Origin of the sequence: Nitrospira sp. KM1 (genome assembly GCF_011405515.1) — a bacterium.
In the GTDB taxonomy this organism is placed as follows: domain Bacteria; phylum Nitrospirota; class Nitrospiria; order Nitrospirales; family Nitrospiraceae; genus Nitrospira_C.
The window spans coordinates 227,003-242,967 of record NZ_AP022671.1 but is presented as its reverse complement, the minus strand read 5'-3'; the positions used below and the strand labels follow the sequence as shown (position 1 = coordinate 242,967).

Annotated in this window: 14 protein-coding genes; 2 read left to right on the top strand and 12 right to left on the bottom strand. The window is 55.4% G+C overall.

Annotated features, from left to right (window positions below; translation table 11 throughout):
• Positions 1-9 precede the first annotated feature (9 nt).
• Together W02_RS01185 and W02_RS01180 are read left to right on the top strand one after the other, a co-directional pair.
• Positions 10-2,349 (top strand): ATP-binding protein, encoded by a 2,340-nt coding sequence (locus W02_RS01185; RefSeq protein WP_173043996.1) that lies wholly within the window; start codon positions 10-12, stop codon positions 2,347-2,349.
• Between the two features lie 88 nt (positions 2,350-2,437).
• On the top strand, positions 2,438-3,877 hold the full coding sequence (locus W02_RS01180) for a sigma-54 dependent transcriptional regulator (protein ID WP_173043994.1): 1,440 nt from the start codon (positions 2,438-2,440) through the stop codon (positions 3,875-3,877).
• Positions 3,878-3,895: 18 nt separating this feature from the next.
• Here the strand turns inward: W02_RS01180 and W02_RS01175 are convergent, their stop codons facing one another.
• The 12 genes from W02_RS01175 to W02_RS01120 all read right to left on the bottom strand — a co-directional run bounded on the left by W02_RS01175 (position 3,896) and on the right by W02_RS01120 (position 15,965).
• Positions 3,896-4,321 (bottom strand): hypothetical protein, encoded by a 426-nt coding sequence (locus W02_RS01175; protein WP_173043993.1) that lies wholly within the window; start codon positions 4,319-4,321, stop codon positions 3,896-3,898.
• An 89-nt stretch (positions 4,322-4,410) separates the two neighbouring features.
• A complete protein-coding gene (locus tag W02_RS01170; RefSeq protein WP_173043991.1) occupies positions 4,411-5,211 on the bottom strand; it encodes a hypothetical protein in 801 nt (266 codons plus the stop codon).
• A 452-nt stretch (positions 5,212-5,663) separates the two neighbouring features.
• On the bottom strand, positions 5,664-6,137 hold the full coding sequence (locus tag W02_RS01165) for a hypothetical protein (RefSeq protein ID WP_173043989.1): 474 nt from the start codon (positions 6,135-6,137) through the stop codon (positions 5,664-5,666).
• Between the two features lie 222 nt (positions 6,138-6,359).
• Entirely contained in the window at positions 6,360-7,073 is a 714-nt protein-coding gene (locus W02_RS01160) for a lipid-binding SYLF domain-containing protein (RefSeq protein WP_173043987.1), read from the bottom strand.
• Positions 7,074-7,199: 126 nt separating this feature from the next.
• Positions 7,200-8,045 (bottom strand): outer membrane protein, encoded by an 846-nt coding sequence (locus W02_RS01155; RefSeq protein ID WP_173043985.1) that lies wholly within the window; start codon positions 8,043-8,045, stop codon positions 7,200-7,202.
• 113 nt (positions 8,046-8,158) lie between these two features.
• Positions 8,159-8,734 carry a DUF4136 domain-containing protein gene (locus W02_RS01150; protein ID WP_173043983.1) on the bottom strand — a complete coding sequence of 192 codons (576 nt, stop codon included), beginning with the start codon at positions 8,732-8,734 and terminating at the stop codon, positions 8,159-8,161.
• A gap of 17 nt (positions 8,735-8,751) precedes the next feature.
• Positions 8,752-11,088: a multiheme c-type cytochrome gene (locus tag W02_RS01145; protein WP_173043981.1), complete on the bottom strand. Its 2,337-nt coding sequence runs from the start codon at positions 11,086-11,088 to the stop codon at positions 8,752-8,754.
• Between the two features lie 89 nt (positions 11,089-11,177).
• On the bottom strand, positions 11,178-11,705 hold the full coding sequence (locus tag W02_RS01140; RefSeq protein ID WP_173043979.1) for a BON domain-containing protein: 528 nt from the start codon (positions 11,703-11,705) through the stop codon (positions 11,178-11,180).
• 131 nt (positions 11,706-11,836) lie between these two features.
• The gene (locus tag W02_RS01135; RefSeq protein WP_173043977.1) at positions 11,837-12,520 is read right to left on the bottom strand and encodes a hypothetical protein; all 684 of its coding nucleotides are present in this window, start codon (positions 12,518-12,520) and stop codon (positions 11,837-11,839) included.
• 257 nt (positions 12,521-12,777) lie between these two features.
• Positions 12,778-13,776, bottom strand: coding sequence for an HAD family phosphatase (locus W02_RS01130; protein ID WP_173043975.1), 999 nt, complete (start codon positions 13,774-13,776; stop codon positions 12,778-12,780).
• A gap of 303 nt (positions 13,777-14,079) precedes the next feature.
• Positions 14,080-15,318, bottom strand: coding sequence for an endonuclease/exonuclease/phosphatase family protein (locus W02_RS01125; protein ID WP_173043973.1), 1,239 nt, complete (start codon positions 15,316-15,318; stop codon positions 14,080-14,082).
• Positions 15,319-15,338: 20 nt separating this feature from the next.
• The gene (locus W02_RS01120; protein WP_173043971.1) at positions 15,339-15,965 is read right to left on the bottom strand and encodes a BON domain-containing protein; all 627 of its coding nucleotides are present in this window, start codon (positions 15,963-15,965) and stop codon (positions 15,339-15,341) included.

Genomic DNA, 15,965 nt, shown 5'->3' with positions numbered 1-15,965 from the left:
GATACGCTCATGACGAGTCAGCAACTCATCGCAGAACGGACATCACAGTTGAACGGGGGCAGAGGGTTCATCGGCCTGCGAACCAAGTTCGTGGTGTTCTTCAGCATGATCTTGATTCTGACCTGTTCCGCCCTGAGCTTATATTTTATTGAAACCCGCCGCGCTTCGATGACTGAAGAGCTGAACCGGTTGGGCTCGATCTTATTGACGAGCCTCGTCAACAATGGACGCTTCCGGTACGGCGCGCTCATTGCCGAAGATCGAGCGACGCTACAACAGTTTACCGAGAGTCTCATCGCGGTGGAGGAGGTGGTGTATGTCGTGATCCGAGGGACCGATGGGATGATCCTCGCCCAGCAAAACAAGCTGGTGCGAGAATCGTTAGGCAGCCTGACTTTCACGCAAGAACGGCGTTTTTATCCGGAGGAACGAATCGCTCAAGAACTCTACAGGAGTCCGGTGCATGCCCCGGTCATGACCGCCGTAGAATTATCGCAGGATAAGATTCTGGTGCCGACGACGCCCCTGTCGGTCTGGTCACAGTTTTTTTCACCTCTGCGGGACAACCTGTACGACTTCGCTCTACCCGTGATGCGCCGCCCTGCCTTTGAAGTTTCTCCTGCTCCCTTGCCGTTCGAGTTCGATGAATCAGCGGACCAACGCAGGGAGCGGGACGGACAGCCCGTTCAGGGAGTGGTTCAGATCGGCATCAGCGATGCCCAAACCAAACGAGCCTTATTTGAAATCATGAGGCATGTGCTTGGGCTGACGTTGCTGATCATCGTGGCAGGCATCGTGGGCGCGCACATTCTGACATCGCGAATCACGATTCCACTGCGGAGTCTTGCCACGACTGCCAGGCAACTGGCTGAAGGCGGCACGCCTCCGGCTCTGCCATATACGACCCGCGACGAGGTTGGACAACTCACCGGCATCTTCAATGTCATGACCGCGGCGCTTCAGGAACGCAATGTGGCCATCACGAACAATCTCGAAACCATTCGCCGCCAGATCGGGCAATTGACCAGTATCCATCAAACCAGCGCCGCCATCAGCAGCACGCTCGACCTGCACCAACTGATGGATACCGTTCTTCAATTACTCATGGCGAACCTTGGACTCTCACGCATGATGCTGATGCTCAAGCACGAAGACCGTCACATCGCCTATGTCGCCCGCGTGGCCGGCGTGGATCCCGAGATCGCCGACGCCGCAAAGACGCTGCGCATCACGTTTCATGACGATGACACGCTGCTGGCGGAACTGCTCATTCACGCCAAGCCGGTCCTCGCTCCGGACATCAATGCCGTTTCGCATCGAATGCACCCGGCAATTCTCGAATTGGCCAGGCGCATTGGGGTCGTGTCATTCGTCTGCGTCCCCTTGCAGAGTCACAACCGAATCCTCGGCTTCATCAGCGGGGATCGGGGCCCGCAATCGTGCACCACGGAGGATCTGGATATTCTTTCGACCATCGCCGGCCATGTGGCCACCGCGCTGGACAATGCAAGAGCCTACGAGCATCTGGCCCGCCTGACAGAAAACCTCGAGCACAGCATTGAAGAGCGAACGAGGGAACTGTCGGTCGCCAACGAGCGGCTTCAGGACCATGACCGGCGACGGACCATGTTCATCTCGGTGGCGTCTCACGAATTGCGGACGCCCATGACCGTCATCCGCAGCTTTGCGGACAATATGCTCGACGGCGTCGCCGGAGCTCTCACAGACCGGCAAAGCATTTATCTCGAGCGCATCCAACACAATCTCAACCGTTTGACCCGGATCATCAATCAATTGTTGGACTGGTCTCGGCTCGATCTGAAAAAGGAAGAACTTCACCTCGAACCGTTGTTCATCAAAGACCTCACGGCCGCCGTGATTGAAACCCTGCGGTCGATGGCCGATGAAAAGCGGATTGCCTTGACTCTGGAGACGCCGGATTACCTGCCGATGGTCATGGGTGACAGGGACAAGATCGAGCAGATCCTCTGGAATCTGGTCGTGAACGCCATCAAATTCACACAGCCCGACGGTTCGGTGATGATTTTTCTTGCAGCGCTGCCGGCCGGCTTCGTGCAGATTTGTGTCGCAGATACGGGATGCGGGATCCCGCACACGCATCTGCATAAAGTGTTCGATGAGTTTTCCAAGGTGCCCTCCGTATTCCCGGGATCGCAAGGCGCGCAGCTCGGACTCTTCATCACAAAAAGCTTCGTCACGATGCAGAAGGGGACGATTTGGGTCACGAGCGAAGAGCAGAAAGGAACGAAATTCTACTTTACGCTTCCCGTGGCGCCGCTCCAGCCTGGAGGATCGTCCTCCTCGGCTCAGGAACCGTCGCGCACATGAGTATCTATCGATACGACAAGCGAGAGTATATTTTGCGAACCGAAATGATTTAAACTGAAACTGCTTTATCCAGGGGAGGATGCACTGTATGCGTGCACGTATCCTCATCATCGACGACGATCCGGATATCGTTCTTGCTCTCGAAAATCGCGTGACGTGGATGGGCCATGAGCCCCTCGTAGCCGGCAATGGCAAGGACGGCGTCCGGATGATCGAGCAAGAGCATCCCGATCTCGTTCTCCTCGACATCGAACTTCCACATATGTCCGGGCTTGATATTCTCAAACAGGTCAAGACCCTGTCCGATGCCGGGCGGTCCAACGAGACTGACACGGAAGGCGGATCCAGTTACACCTCGCCAATGGTCATCATGCTCACGGCGTTTGGAACCATCGAGCGCGCCGTGCAGGCCATGCATCTGGGAGCCTTTGACTTCATCCCGAAACCCTTTACCGCCGACCATCTCACCGTCGTGATCAACAAGGCGTTGGCGGCCATTTCGCTTCGGCGACGCATCTGCGTGCTGCAGCATGAAGTCGACGATCAGTATGGTTCGATCATTGGGGATAACGCCAAGCTCACGACCCAATTGAAGATTGCCAGGCAGGCGGCTGCGATGGACGTGATCGTGCTCGTTCTCGGCGAGACCGGAACCGGCAAGGAGGTCGTCGCACGGGCCGTCCATGGATGGAGTCCTCGCAAGGATAAGCCATTCGTTCCCGTGAATTGCGCCGCAATCCCAAAAGATCTGCTCGAAAACGAACTGTTCGGTCACGAGCGGGGCGCATTTACCGGCGCCGTCAAGCGTGAAGCCGGGAAGATTGAAGTGGCGGAAGGCGGAACGCTGTTTCTTGATGAGATCGGCGACATGTCGCTCTCGATGCAAAGCCATCTCTTGAGAGTGCTTCAGGATAAGGAATTCTATCGCGTCGGCGGCACTCAGGCTGTGCGTACCGATGTCCGCTATGTCGCGGCCACGAACAAGGATCTGAAACAGGCGATCAAGCTGGGAACGTTCCGAGAGGATCTCTATTACCGGTTGGACGTCATCAGCGTCACACTGCCGCCGCTCCGCGACAGAATGGGCGATGTACCCGCATTGGCCAAATATTTTCTCCGTCGAGCGGCCTCACGCTTCGGCACTCAGAAACAAGCCTCCCTGAGCGACGCCGCACTCAGAATGCTCAGTGGCTACAGCTGGCCCGGCAATATTCGGGAGTTGGAGAATATCCTCATGCGGGCCTATATCTTGTCTCCCGGAGGATTGATCGAGCCGGAACACCTCAACCTGTCGAACACAGCGTCCGCTCAGCCCTCTGGCGACAGCGTCCCTGCGCCGTCTCCGTATTATCACGACATGATGGAAGCCTATAGCCGGAGGGTCATTGAGGAGGCACTGAAGAGAAATGAATGGAATCAGACGAAGGCTTCTGAAGAGCTCGGTCTCCAGCGTACCTATTTCACCAAACTCATCCGTCAAAAAAACATCGCAGGGCGGCCGCCGAAACAATTGCCGGACACGAATTGATCGCACGCAATGACACGATTACCTGGCCGGCTTCAAATCGGACAGATACTGCGTGCCGTCCGCAGCCTTGGCTTTTGTTCTCAACATCCGGTGCGTACCAGTCTCATAGAGCGTCCCGTCGATCGATCCTCGTTCTGAAGTGGTTGAGATTTTCCCTTCTGAAAGGCTAAACACCCCCTGCCCGCTCAGCACACCGATGGTCCGAACACTGACGAACTCATATCGTCCGCTCTCATCGATCACGATGGTCACCCAATCGTCCTGCTTCATCGGCGGGGTCCGGCGCATGATGCCTTCCCATTTTCCCGCCACTTTTGCGAAGTCGTTAATGGGGACGAGCGTCCAAGGCGGCTGTTGCTGATTGCGTTCCGTCGATTCACAAGCGACCAGCACGGCTGTCATCCCAAGAACGAGCACTCCGCACCAGAATCTCATTGCATACATGATTATCTCCTCTTCATCTCCGACTAACGGAACGCAAATTACCATAGTCCATGGACGGCTTCCAGTTGGAGGGCCTCAAATCGCATTGCTCACTGTTCAGACCCTGTCAGGGGCTTCCCCTCGGTGCGTTTCTCCTCCGGCACCGGAACTTGAATAAGTTGGTCCAATATTTTATTGAGCGGCGTATAGGTCGACGCCGTCTTGCCATTGAGAAAATCAGCGATGACACTTCCAAGCGACACCCGCGCCATATCTTCAAAATATACAGGATCTTGTGAAAGCGATTCGCTCTGCATGGTCGCTTCGGCTATTGAAAACCAGATCAAGTCACCTGTTTCGGCATCCCATAATTGCAATGACAGCCGCATAATGCCGGAGCGTGTTTGCGACACTCGAAAGTCCAAGGCGGGAAATTTCCACCGATCGGTCATCGTCTGCGTGAAGGCCGTCAATCTCGGTTGAAACACATATCGAGCCCCTACCGCCGCGCTGAGTTTGTTGAGCAGGTCTCGGTCAAGCATGTTGCTTTGCAGCGCATCATTCCGCATGCGCGTATAGTCTGCGGAAAGTCCCACCCTGTTGATCGTGGTCAATGTCTGGTTTGGCTCAATGACCTTGATATGAGGAGCGACCTTTTTCAAGATTTGAGACAGGAGAACCTCCAAGCCGATCTCGCCTCCCAGAAGCCCCGGTTGTGCCAGTCCGCCAAACAGCGCTACGGGTTCCTGAGCCAGCACGCTCTGACTGAATGAAGGTAACGGCTCCATGGAGTGTGTTCGTACCTGCCAACCATAGATGGAGCTCGAACAACCCGCGGACGCGAGGATGGCCACGGCCAGGACCATACCGACCGCTGTTCGCATGTGATTGAGCCGACCCTTCCAAGCCATGTGAGCAGACTCCCGGTCGTAACCACCTCTATGAGAGATACTGCGGCGCAGCACCGACGGCATACTGGCTACTATGGGGTAATGGCAGGCATGTCTTTGGCGCTCACTTCGTGGTCGGATGGGACCGTACACGACAACGCAGACTGACGGGCGCAACGATCCAGATGGGCCGACAGAAGGATGTAGTACGACAGGGAGTTTCTGTCAATACGTCGGTCAAGCTTTCCACGAACATCACTCCACTCCTCCGTACGTACCCAGGGTCGCTTATGATCCTTCGAGAGCCGCCGGCGGGACGACATGGTAGCCGACGGCCAACGTAGCCCCGGAGTGTTTTCGATTGAGAGGGTCCGATGTGATGTGTCCGCAGTTCTTTCCAGGAGGAGGCTGATGACGCGAAATCGTCAAACTCAGCCCCCTCCAGAAAGATGTCGAATGTCCTCGACGCGAGGTTAGTAGACGAGCGGGATCTGTTGCGCCATTTCGACCTTGATCACCGACCGGATCTTGGTCTCCATCTGGATATATCTGGCAACCTTGGTCGCCGGGAGGACTTTTTCCATCTTTTCGGCATAGCTGCGCTTCAATTTCACTTCCTGTTCTTCAACTGAAAGAGCCTCATCCAGCAATTTCTTCGACGTATCATTCGGGATCGATCCCTTGTTGAAGGCCTCGGCATATTCCATGATCGTCTTGCCGAGCTTCTGATTCACCTGTTCGAGGTCTTTTTGGTAGGACTCATAAATCGGCCAGAATTGCTTGGCTTCAGCTTCCGACAGATCCATGTTATTGGCGATCAGCAGCTTCTTGTCCGCCTTCATTTTTTGCTTGAGGATTTCCATGTTGGTGTCCAACGGCTGTTGTGCGATCGCCGATGTTGCGAAGAGCATGGCGCCGGCGAGCATTAACGAAAGCAATCTGATCATGTGAGGGATCCTTTCTGATGATGGTTAAAGCACATACGGGTACGGGCGATACAGATCCCGATACCTGTGAAACCTCGTAACCTCGATTGCGTCACGAGAACTGCCGATCCGATCTGTGTCGAGCGACCAGCGGGCCGCACATGATGAAGGGAGCATCGAGGCGTGTCAATTGAAAAGAACGCCTGCCTCCTCCATGCTGTTCCGTCCTTCATCACATGCCGCCTACTTTTTGCCCTTATCCAGCAATTCCGCCACAGCAGCACGCAGGTCTTTGGAAGCCGGATTGTTGACGGTCTTCTGCACCAGGATGTCGGTCGGGCGGGCCGCCTTTCCGTAATAGGCTTGGTTGGAATCATCGGAGGCGGCGATGGCGGCGCCGTTCAGTGCCATTCCAGCGAAAACCCCTTTGGTCCTTCCGAAAGAGATCAGATCCGCCGCCACTCCCTCCACTGCAGTGCTGCCTCCCACCGGACCGGCAGAAATCCCCGCTTCAGCGCCAAGCTTGAAATCTGAGCGATAAAATTCCTCCAATCCCTTTTGAGTCCGAACCAGGATGATCAATTCAGAGGTGTCGGCTCCAGCCTGGAGGCCAAAGCTGACCGCCGCAATGTTATAGAAGGCCGGCTGCGACCATTCACCGGTTTTTTCATCTTTGACGAGGAGAATCCCGCCTCCACCCGTCCCACCAAAGATGAAGGCTCCGCGGAACAGTTGAGGGACAATAAAGACGCCCTTGACGTCTTTGACCGCCTGACGGATATCGTCCCGTTGGTTGGGGTCGGCCCCGAATGCCTCCGCCGTCAATTTGGCTTTCTCGACAAGCTGTTGTTGTTCGCTGACCGCCATCGACGGCGCAGGCGCGAACACAGTAACCAGGCTTGCTATTGTCGCCAACACGCACACGGCGGACCTTGACCAGGTACTTGATGCAGTCATGATGGGTCCTCCATTCTCACTTTCATATCGTGAAGCGGACATGCAGGAGCGTAGATATCACTTTAAAGATCGACCGGAAACTGTCAAAAGTAACAGAGGTCTACATGGAATGGAAGATCTGCATGCTCAGTAATGGTAGGACAGTCCCCCGACGATGTGGTTGACGCTATAGACCCCTTGAAAACCCGAAAGACCGGCCGGACCGGAGAAATCGAATGTCGCGCGGTTGTACTTATATTCGGTGAACATGGCGATTCGCTCCGTGAAATAATAGCGAATTCCACCGAGTACATTGAGTCCTGGCACGAAATTTTGGTGGGCAGTGAACGCAGCGTTCGACATGTTGACCCAGAAGATTCCCAAGCCCACCCCGGCATAGGGCTGAAGTCGGCAGAATTCCCGTTCGTATCGGATCACAAATCGTTCCGTGACCGCCTCCGTCCGATCATGAAGAGTTGTGCAACCCAACTGCGCCCTGGCGATCGCATTCAGCGCAAATGTCGTCACCCGCATGTGACTTCCGGGCGAGGTCCCCTGTTGCTCCACATGCGGAGTGGTGTTGAAGATCTCTCCTTCAATCCCCAGCCAGCTCAGACTCTGCGGGAAAAACCCACCTGCTTTTGCGCCATAGACGACGGAATCGGCCAGGTTGTGGTTTCCAAAATTGGCGCCGTTGAGGGCCCCAATGCCCTCGGCATCGAATGTTCCGCCGAATGTATATCCCGCGAATCCTGCCAGATATCCCTCGCTGGGGTGCACAAGCACATACTCGTACCTGACCTCTTGATCCAGCTTGGTTTGGGATGTCTGCGAAACAGGCTGTTCTGCCTGCGAGAGCGGCTCAGATCTTGCCGGCATGGATTCGGCGGCCTGCGTGAATGAGAATGCTCCCAGCGTTACCGCACCCGCAAGGCACACGACGGACGCTTCCATCCACCAGCTCTGATTGCTATGCAACGGCGAGTGATTCATTGAAGACTCCCATTCATGACTAATCTCTTCGTCGATGCAGAGCCGATACATGGTCTTTTTCAATTGGCTCGCGCAGGATGTGTACGATCCGAATATGTATTGCGGTTCGAGGCTTATGGAGACGGCTTCTTCGGTGGATACTCTTCGAATGCTTTTTCGAGCGCCTTCCGTCCCAGCTCCAGATTTTCGTCGGTCGTATCCTCCAACGGCGCCACCATCGTCGCCCGCCAGACCAGCTCGTTCTTCACCGGTTCCACCAGATCGACGATCAATGTGCCCTCGTTATAATCGTAGCTCTGGACACCGCCTCCGTACCCCGCTCCCCATCCATATCCGCCGCGCCAACCGTACATCCCGCCGTAATAGCCGCCGGTGCTTTCGATACGTTGTTTTTCTTTGATGCCCACCCAATAATGCACACGAAGGTCAGGATGATCGGCCAGCTCTACACGACGAAATCCCTTTTTCTCAAGCTCTCGAGACAGCCCGGCCTCGATACGCTTTCGCATCAACGAGTTGTCGTATACTCCGGTCTTGTCAATTTCCGTCAGCCCGGCAAAGGCATAGGTCTGAAATTTCGCAAAATCGACTGTCGGATCATGGTCGGTCTTCACGTCGATATTCGCGCATGCAGACAGACTCAACGCCAGACAGGCCACGAACCACGTCACGCCAAGGCGGTTCATCATCGAATTTCCTCCAACGATTATGATGGTTGTTTCTCCAGTGCATTGAGGAGACGACGGGCGCCTTCCTCTGAAGGAGACAGCTCGACCAGCTTGCGCGCCGAATTCACGGCTCCTTTGCGATCACCAGCTTCTTGCTGATATTGCGCCAAAGCCGCCAACACGTCGCGATCTGCACGATGCCGTTCATGGACCTGCTTCAAGACAGACAGCGCCTCGGCCTTTAGTCCGGCCTCATGCAGCGCCACCGCATACGTGTATCCATAGCGTGAACGATCCACGCGTAGCTGCCAGGCCCGCTTCAAGATCGGAATGGCATCGTGCAACCGGCTCCTGCGCACCAATGACAGCCCCATCGCCTCATGAACGTCGCCGTCGTCGGCCTCCTGTATTAACGCCTTCTTCAAGATTTCTTCAACCTTGCCCTCCTGCCCTTGCTGCCGGTACAGATCTGCAAGATTGATATAGGCAGGGATGAACCGGGGCTCCTGTCGTATCGCGAGGAGATATTCCGATTCGGCCTGAGCCACGCGTCCTGACATGGCATCGAGCGCCCCCAGGTTGAGATGAGCTTCGGCGCGGTCAGCGTTGTATGCTTGTGTCTGCCGGTACTCGCCCATCGCGGTCTCCAGCGAAGAGTATTGCCGCGCCGTGAACGTGTCTCGGGAAAGAGCAGCCAGATTCGAAACGGCCTCCAAACGAACGGTCCGTATCGGATCATCGAGGAGCGGAAGGCCCAATGCGCTCCGTTGCCGAGGATCGAGAACAGCCAGCGCAGCCGCCGCTGCGCGACGCACGAGCGGATCCGAATCCTTGAAACTCCGTTCGACAGTGGGAAATGAGTCGATTCCCAGGTAGCGAGGCAAGAGACTCAGGGCCGTCGCTCGCACGATGGGCGCCAGGTGCGCGTCCTTGACGGTCCGGACCAGCTGGCTTTCGGCATCAGGCCGCGACGTTCGCCCGGCATGGATGGCCTCCGCATAATGCCAGCCTGATTGACGCGTCGCTCCGTATCGGGCTCGGACCGCTTTCTCAGCCCATTGCGGCGTTTTGTCGCTATGGCATTGGTTGCAGGCATTCGGTGTGCCCAGCTTGACGGACAAGTCCGGCCTCGGAATACGGAAGCCATGATCACGACGTGTGTCGACCTCCATGTAGGTCCGCCCAGACATATGGCAGGACACGCACTCAGCGGAGCCCTTCCGTCCGTCGTGGAAATGATGTTTGGGACTATCGTAGACAGCCGGCACATGACATTGCGCGCACAGGGCGTTGCCGGTCTTTCGCAACTTCGACGTATGAGGATCGTGACAATTGGAACACGTGATGCCGGCCTGATACATTTTGCTCTGCAAGAACGAGCCGTATTCGTAGACTTCGTCCAGCATCTGCCCGTCAGCATGGTAGCGGCCTTCGTCCAGCAGACTCACGCGATAGGCTTGCTCGACCGACTGTCCCGGCTCGTAATCATCCTGAATTTGGGCCCGGCGTGAATGACAGCGCGCACAGGTTTCAGTCTCCTTGCGTTGAAGCAGCGGAGGGATTCGTTTTGCAATCGATTCCCCGGAGGCCGTAGACCACGTCCCTTGCGAGGCATCCTTCAGTTCCACGACCAACCCTTTTGATGCCGATTCGCTCGCATACGGAGCACGCGCATCCTTCGCCCATTCCACATGTCTCGAGCCTGGACCATGACAAGCCTCGCACGACACGTTGATGTCCGAGAACGACGTTTCGAATCGATCATCGGGCGAACGGTAATTTTTCTTGAGATTGGTCGAGTGACAGTCGGCGCACATGAAATTCCAATTCTGCAGCGGCCCGGTCCAATGCAGGATGTCCTGATGGTCGATTTTTTCCTTGGGATACAGGTGGAACCACCGTTGACCACCCGCTGAGGCCGGACGGGTGTCCCAGGCGATGCTCAACGCCTGATAGCGCCCCTTGTCGAATTCGACCAGGTATTGCTGGAGTGGATCGACACCGAACGTATAGGCGATCGGATACTCGTGCAGTCGGCCATCCGGACCGTCCGTGGTGACCACATATCGGTCGTTCCTCATGAAAAAGGTTGATGTCACACCATCTTTTCTGAAGGTGGCATTCTGGAAATTGCCCAACACGCTTTTCTCATCCGCTTTTTGCATAGCAAGGGCATGGTCTGACTTTTTCCATAAATCATATTGCTCCTGGTGACAGCTGCTGCACATTGTTCCGCCGACATATCTCGATGGAGCAGAATCTGTCGGAACATCATGGGAAATGGACAGAGGAGACTGCCGGCTGAGCATGAGCGCGGCCACACCGACCAACAACGCACAGGCAGCGAAGATCTGCCACCAGTGTCGTAACGACACGCGTGTCGTCCGGCCTGGCCCTGCATGCCCTCTGTGCTTTTGGGATTTCCCCATGTACGGTGTGCCGTCGCCTCAGGGTCTGTCTGACGTCACAACACCTTTCGCCTGATTGACATATACCGGGATTCCGGCAACAGAAGCCAGTTCGTGACGTCCTTCACTCCTTCCACGACCGCTGCCCGTCCGGCTTTGAATTGCTCCTCTTGCCCGGATACGACTCCCAGCAGCACGACATGTCCATCCAGCACTTCAACATGAATACGACTATTGACGACACCAGGCGTGACCGCGAGGGCGGATATAATATGCGCCTTCATTGTCGCATCCGAAGTCAATCCGCCCACCGTCGCATCACTTGCTTGGCCGTCCTTCAGCGGCAGATACCCGTCCGCAGAACGAACTCCTGCAACCTGTCGAGCGGTCTTAAGGACAGACTCGATTTGCTCGTGTGTGTCCACATGACCGACCACGAAGACCTTCGCCATAAACACGTACACCGATAACGTGAGCCCCGAGATGCCATGAGCGGCTACCAATGCCTCATGAACATGAATCTTCTGCAGGTCGTCTTGTGCGATCGTCCGTGGACTGAGCTCGCTCTGAGCCGCTTCAGCCATGGCCTTGTACTTGGCTACGCACCCTTGCATAGGCAGCAATATCAGAACCAGTACGAAGGGGCAAAACCAAAGCGGGCAGGTTTTCATCTGACAACCATTTGTCTTACTGTAAGAAGACGGCCATGCCGGCATCATTCGTTTTGTCTGATTACAGGGTTATCATCGCGAAGCGTGAAGCCAACTTTGGTTTTATCCCCAATCAAATGCTCCTGGAGGATTCTCGACCAGAGGCGTCTCGCAATTTCATGTACCGGAATGGTTGGTGTATCCTGAATGAGTTCGCTCGTGACCGTCGCCTCTCCCGTCGCTTCCCAAAGGATCTCCCCCGTTCGGACGTCCCACAGTCGCAGCCATAGCCGAAGCGTGGTGGCGCGCGTCTTGACAAGACGCCAACCAGCAAACATGAAGCGATCCCCTATTGCCTCCTTGAAATCAGCCAGCCCCGATTGCAGCATATACTTGGAGCCGAGGGCTGTGCCGACGCGGTCCAATAATCGACGATCGAACATGCCGGTGCGTGAAAGTCCGGCCATCATTTCGCCATAGTCCGAAAACAACCCTTTGGCATTGATCTGGTTAATGGTCACGATCGGAGGAATTTCATGGAAAGGAGGGGCAGAGGATCTCAACGCCTCGGACAATGCATGCGAGATGACCGGGCCATAGCCCTGCAGAGCAGCGGGTGCGACGGTCGAAAATGTTCCCAGAAGCTCCTCTGCCAGAACAGCAGTCGTTGGATAAGCCGGCTTGGGTGTCGACACGCTGTACATATCCGAGAGGTGAAAGGGCGTACAGCCTGCCAGTATAACCAGCATTACCCCGAACCTTAGGCCCATACGGTAGTGAGGCAATCGATTCTTGAAACTTTCCGGGGTATCGCTATCGAGGCTCACGGAATTGCTCTCTCGTATCCGAAAACACGTGCCAATAGATCCAAATAGGGATTTCATGGACAATCGGCCGACTTCTCTCAGTTAACATACTGAATAAAATTAAAATGCTCCTCCTGTTTGCCTCGCGCCGGCAAGAGACAGTTCCCTCAAGTACACGCTTGCCGCTCAATAGGCCATCCTCATGGCTCGAACGGAAAGAGTCGGTTCCAATCCTGTTTCATATCCACTATCGTCCATCGCCTTTCGACGGCTTCATCAAGTGCTTTATCGAGTTTTCCGATATGCGACTTCCGATCGTAGGCCCACTCCCGTTCGGCATCCGTATGGTGCACGAGTCCCATGAATCTGGCTCCCGGCCCCGCCGCCGTCCATTGCAGCATCTGATGATCTCCGTCAGAGTTGCCGAACGCAAAGATCGGGACGCGTCCGATGAACCGTTGAATGCCAATCGGCTTTCCGTCTTTATCATTGATGAAGTCCACCCCCGGCAATTTCACTAACACCGGCTTGCCATTCCGCAGCTCAAACTTCTGCTTGCCCATGCTGCCGACAACCTGCTCCGGAGGAACTCCGTACACTTTTTCGACCCAGGCCCTCATGAATTCGACCCCGCCGCCGGAGACGATAAACGTCTTGAATCCATTGGCTCGCATGTAGTGCAGCAGTTCGATCATCGGCTGATACACCACCTCGTTATAGGCTTTCTGAAACCTGGGATGCTTGGCCGTCATCATCCATTCAGTCACGATCTGTTTAAACTCCGCGGTGGTCATTCCGGCGTGTGTCACCGCCATGACCTCTCCCAACGCCTTCTCGCCTCCTGCAAGAAATCCCTTCATATTTCCGGCGAGCAATGGCTTAAGCGCCGGATTCTTGTTCCACTCAGGGTGCTTCGGCGCCAGCGCCTTGACACGATCGAAGGCGAATTGCAGCTGAAAGTAAACCGGTTGCTCTGCCCAAAGCGTCCCATCATTGTCGAACACCGCAATGCGTTCCGACGGCCAGACGAAATCCGCGCTACCTTCGGTCGTCACTCTCTCAACAAAACTGATGATGCTTTTCTTGACCGGTCCATTGTTCCACGATGGAAGCGGCTCCTCCATCGCTCGTGCGATATCCAGTGGCCATGCCAGCGTCAGTGCAAGAACACACAGCACATATACGTTGACTGGTTTCATATCTCCTCCTTGGATCGGCATCTCATCAAAAAACAGCGACTCCTCATTGCCGAGTTTAAACTTGTATTGGCGATGCCCATGTTGATGGAGCGCTTTACATTCTAAGCGTGAGAACAGAGTCGGCATTCGTTGCACGGCTATCTATACGCTCCGAAATAAGAAATATAACTGTCAGAACTGACAGGCATTTAGAGCATCCGAGTCGCCTGAGGGGACCAGAAATCTGGTTGGATGTCAAACCGTTACTCTAGAGGGTTCTGAAGCCGGATGGGAAAATATGGTTAGGACACCCCGTCGGATCAATTATTTCTGTCCGCACTGCACGGCATCTGCGATATATGTATCGAGAACGCCAAAATGGTCCGATCCCGGTTGAACCGTCACGATATCAGGCAGGCCGAATAGTTCCTGTTGAAAGCAGCCTTTCAGGGTGCTGGACGGTTTCGTCATGAGAAAGAGAAAATCCACCCGCCTCGCCTGACCGATCCCCTTTTGATAGCCTTCAAGAATCGTTTGTTGTTGGCTCTCCGGCAGACGTCTCATGGCATTGCGCAGTGCGGACGGCACTTCCCGCGAGCCCTGTTCGGCAATCACGTTTCGCTGTGGATCCAGGGTGTAGATATCGGTCTCCGGATGAGCGATCATGTAGGTGTCCTTGAGACCCGCGCGCTCCAGTTCTTTGTACTCCGGATCATCCGGTTCAAAATTGAAATCTCCACCGATAATGGCTCCGAGGTAGATGTCTCCGGCCTGTAGTTTCTGAATCTCCTCGATGAGCAGGCGAATTTCACCGAGACGCCGTGCCTGATCCTGCTCTATGGCCCCGACGATCCCTTCGAAGTCCTCTCGTTTGACACGACCCTGTTCCACGGCTTCGTTGATCTTACGGATGAAAAAGGCATTCCGTTCGATCCCGGAGTGCAGATGGAGGCTGACAGCGAGGAGCTTCTTGCCGGTTTCAGGATTTTCCACCTCCGCAATCAGCGCGTAGCGCAGTTCCCCCGTTTGCAGCCCCATATAGTCGTCGCATCGTCCAAATCCTCCACTTAGTTTGAGCCCCTCGACTTTTCGTAACCGTAGGGGTGCTTTCACGAGCACAGCCAGACCATTATTCAATCCGGGCACCACTGCCAGCCCTGGGGCCAGACGAACCCCGCAGGCATCGACCTGATGGACTTCAGTGTATTGCAGTCCTAATCCCTGTAATGCCGAGACGTAGGTCTCAGCCATTTCAGGCAAAGGATTGACTTCTTGAAGAAGCATCACATCCGGTTTGATTACGGAGAGTTGCCGAAATTGAAGATCGAGACGCGCCTGATGAACTTCTTTGGATTCGCTGGCTTTGACGGTGAGTCCGCCGGGTTCAAGACCATGCAGCGTGTTATACGTCAGCACCTTAACCTGCGGCATCGGCTTGCCGGCAGGCTCCCGCATGGCAACCCGGATAGATTCCGAACAGCCGAAGGCCGATCCCCATAACACGGGGACGAGAAGGAGAAGGACACACGGATGATCCCGCAGTGAAGAAACCGTCGTGCGCACGGAACACGGGCCTCGGTAGATTAGAACTGTGATCTGATCGTCAGATAGTCGGTTTCCGGCACCAGCAACCAATTCCTGACATCCTTCACTCCTGCGGTCTTTTCCGTAATCCGCTCTGCGCGGGTCCGCGCCTGGTCTCCTGCGACAACACCGAGCAGGACCACGCGACCGTCCAACACTTCCACATGCACATGGCTATACTCAACGCCCTGAGCGCGCAGGAGCGTGGATTCGATTTCCGACTTGATGCTCGCATCAGAGGTGATTGGCCCGGCCCCGCCGACCGGAGCTGAATCTTTCGCGGGAAGAAAGGCGTCGACTGAGCGAAGCCCTCTCACATTCCTGGCCGTCTGAAAAATGTCCTTCGCTTGCTCCGGTCTCTCGACATGACCGACGACATACCCTTTGTCCATGAAAACGTATGCGGAAAGATTGAGCCCAGAAAATGCGGTATTGACCTCCAAGGCATCTTGCAGCCGTCGCCGGTACATACGGTCATCCGCCGTCACCAGAGCACTGTACCCGGCCTCCGCCTTGTCCATCACCGCCGAGTATGTGTCACCATTGCATCCGTTCGATACGAGAAACAGCAGCGCGATGCCAAGGCCACCGCTGTGACACATCGCCCATGCGCGCTTGCTGTCCAC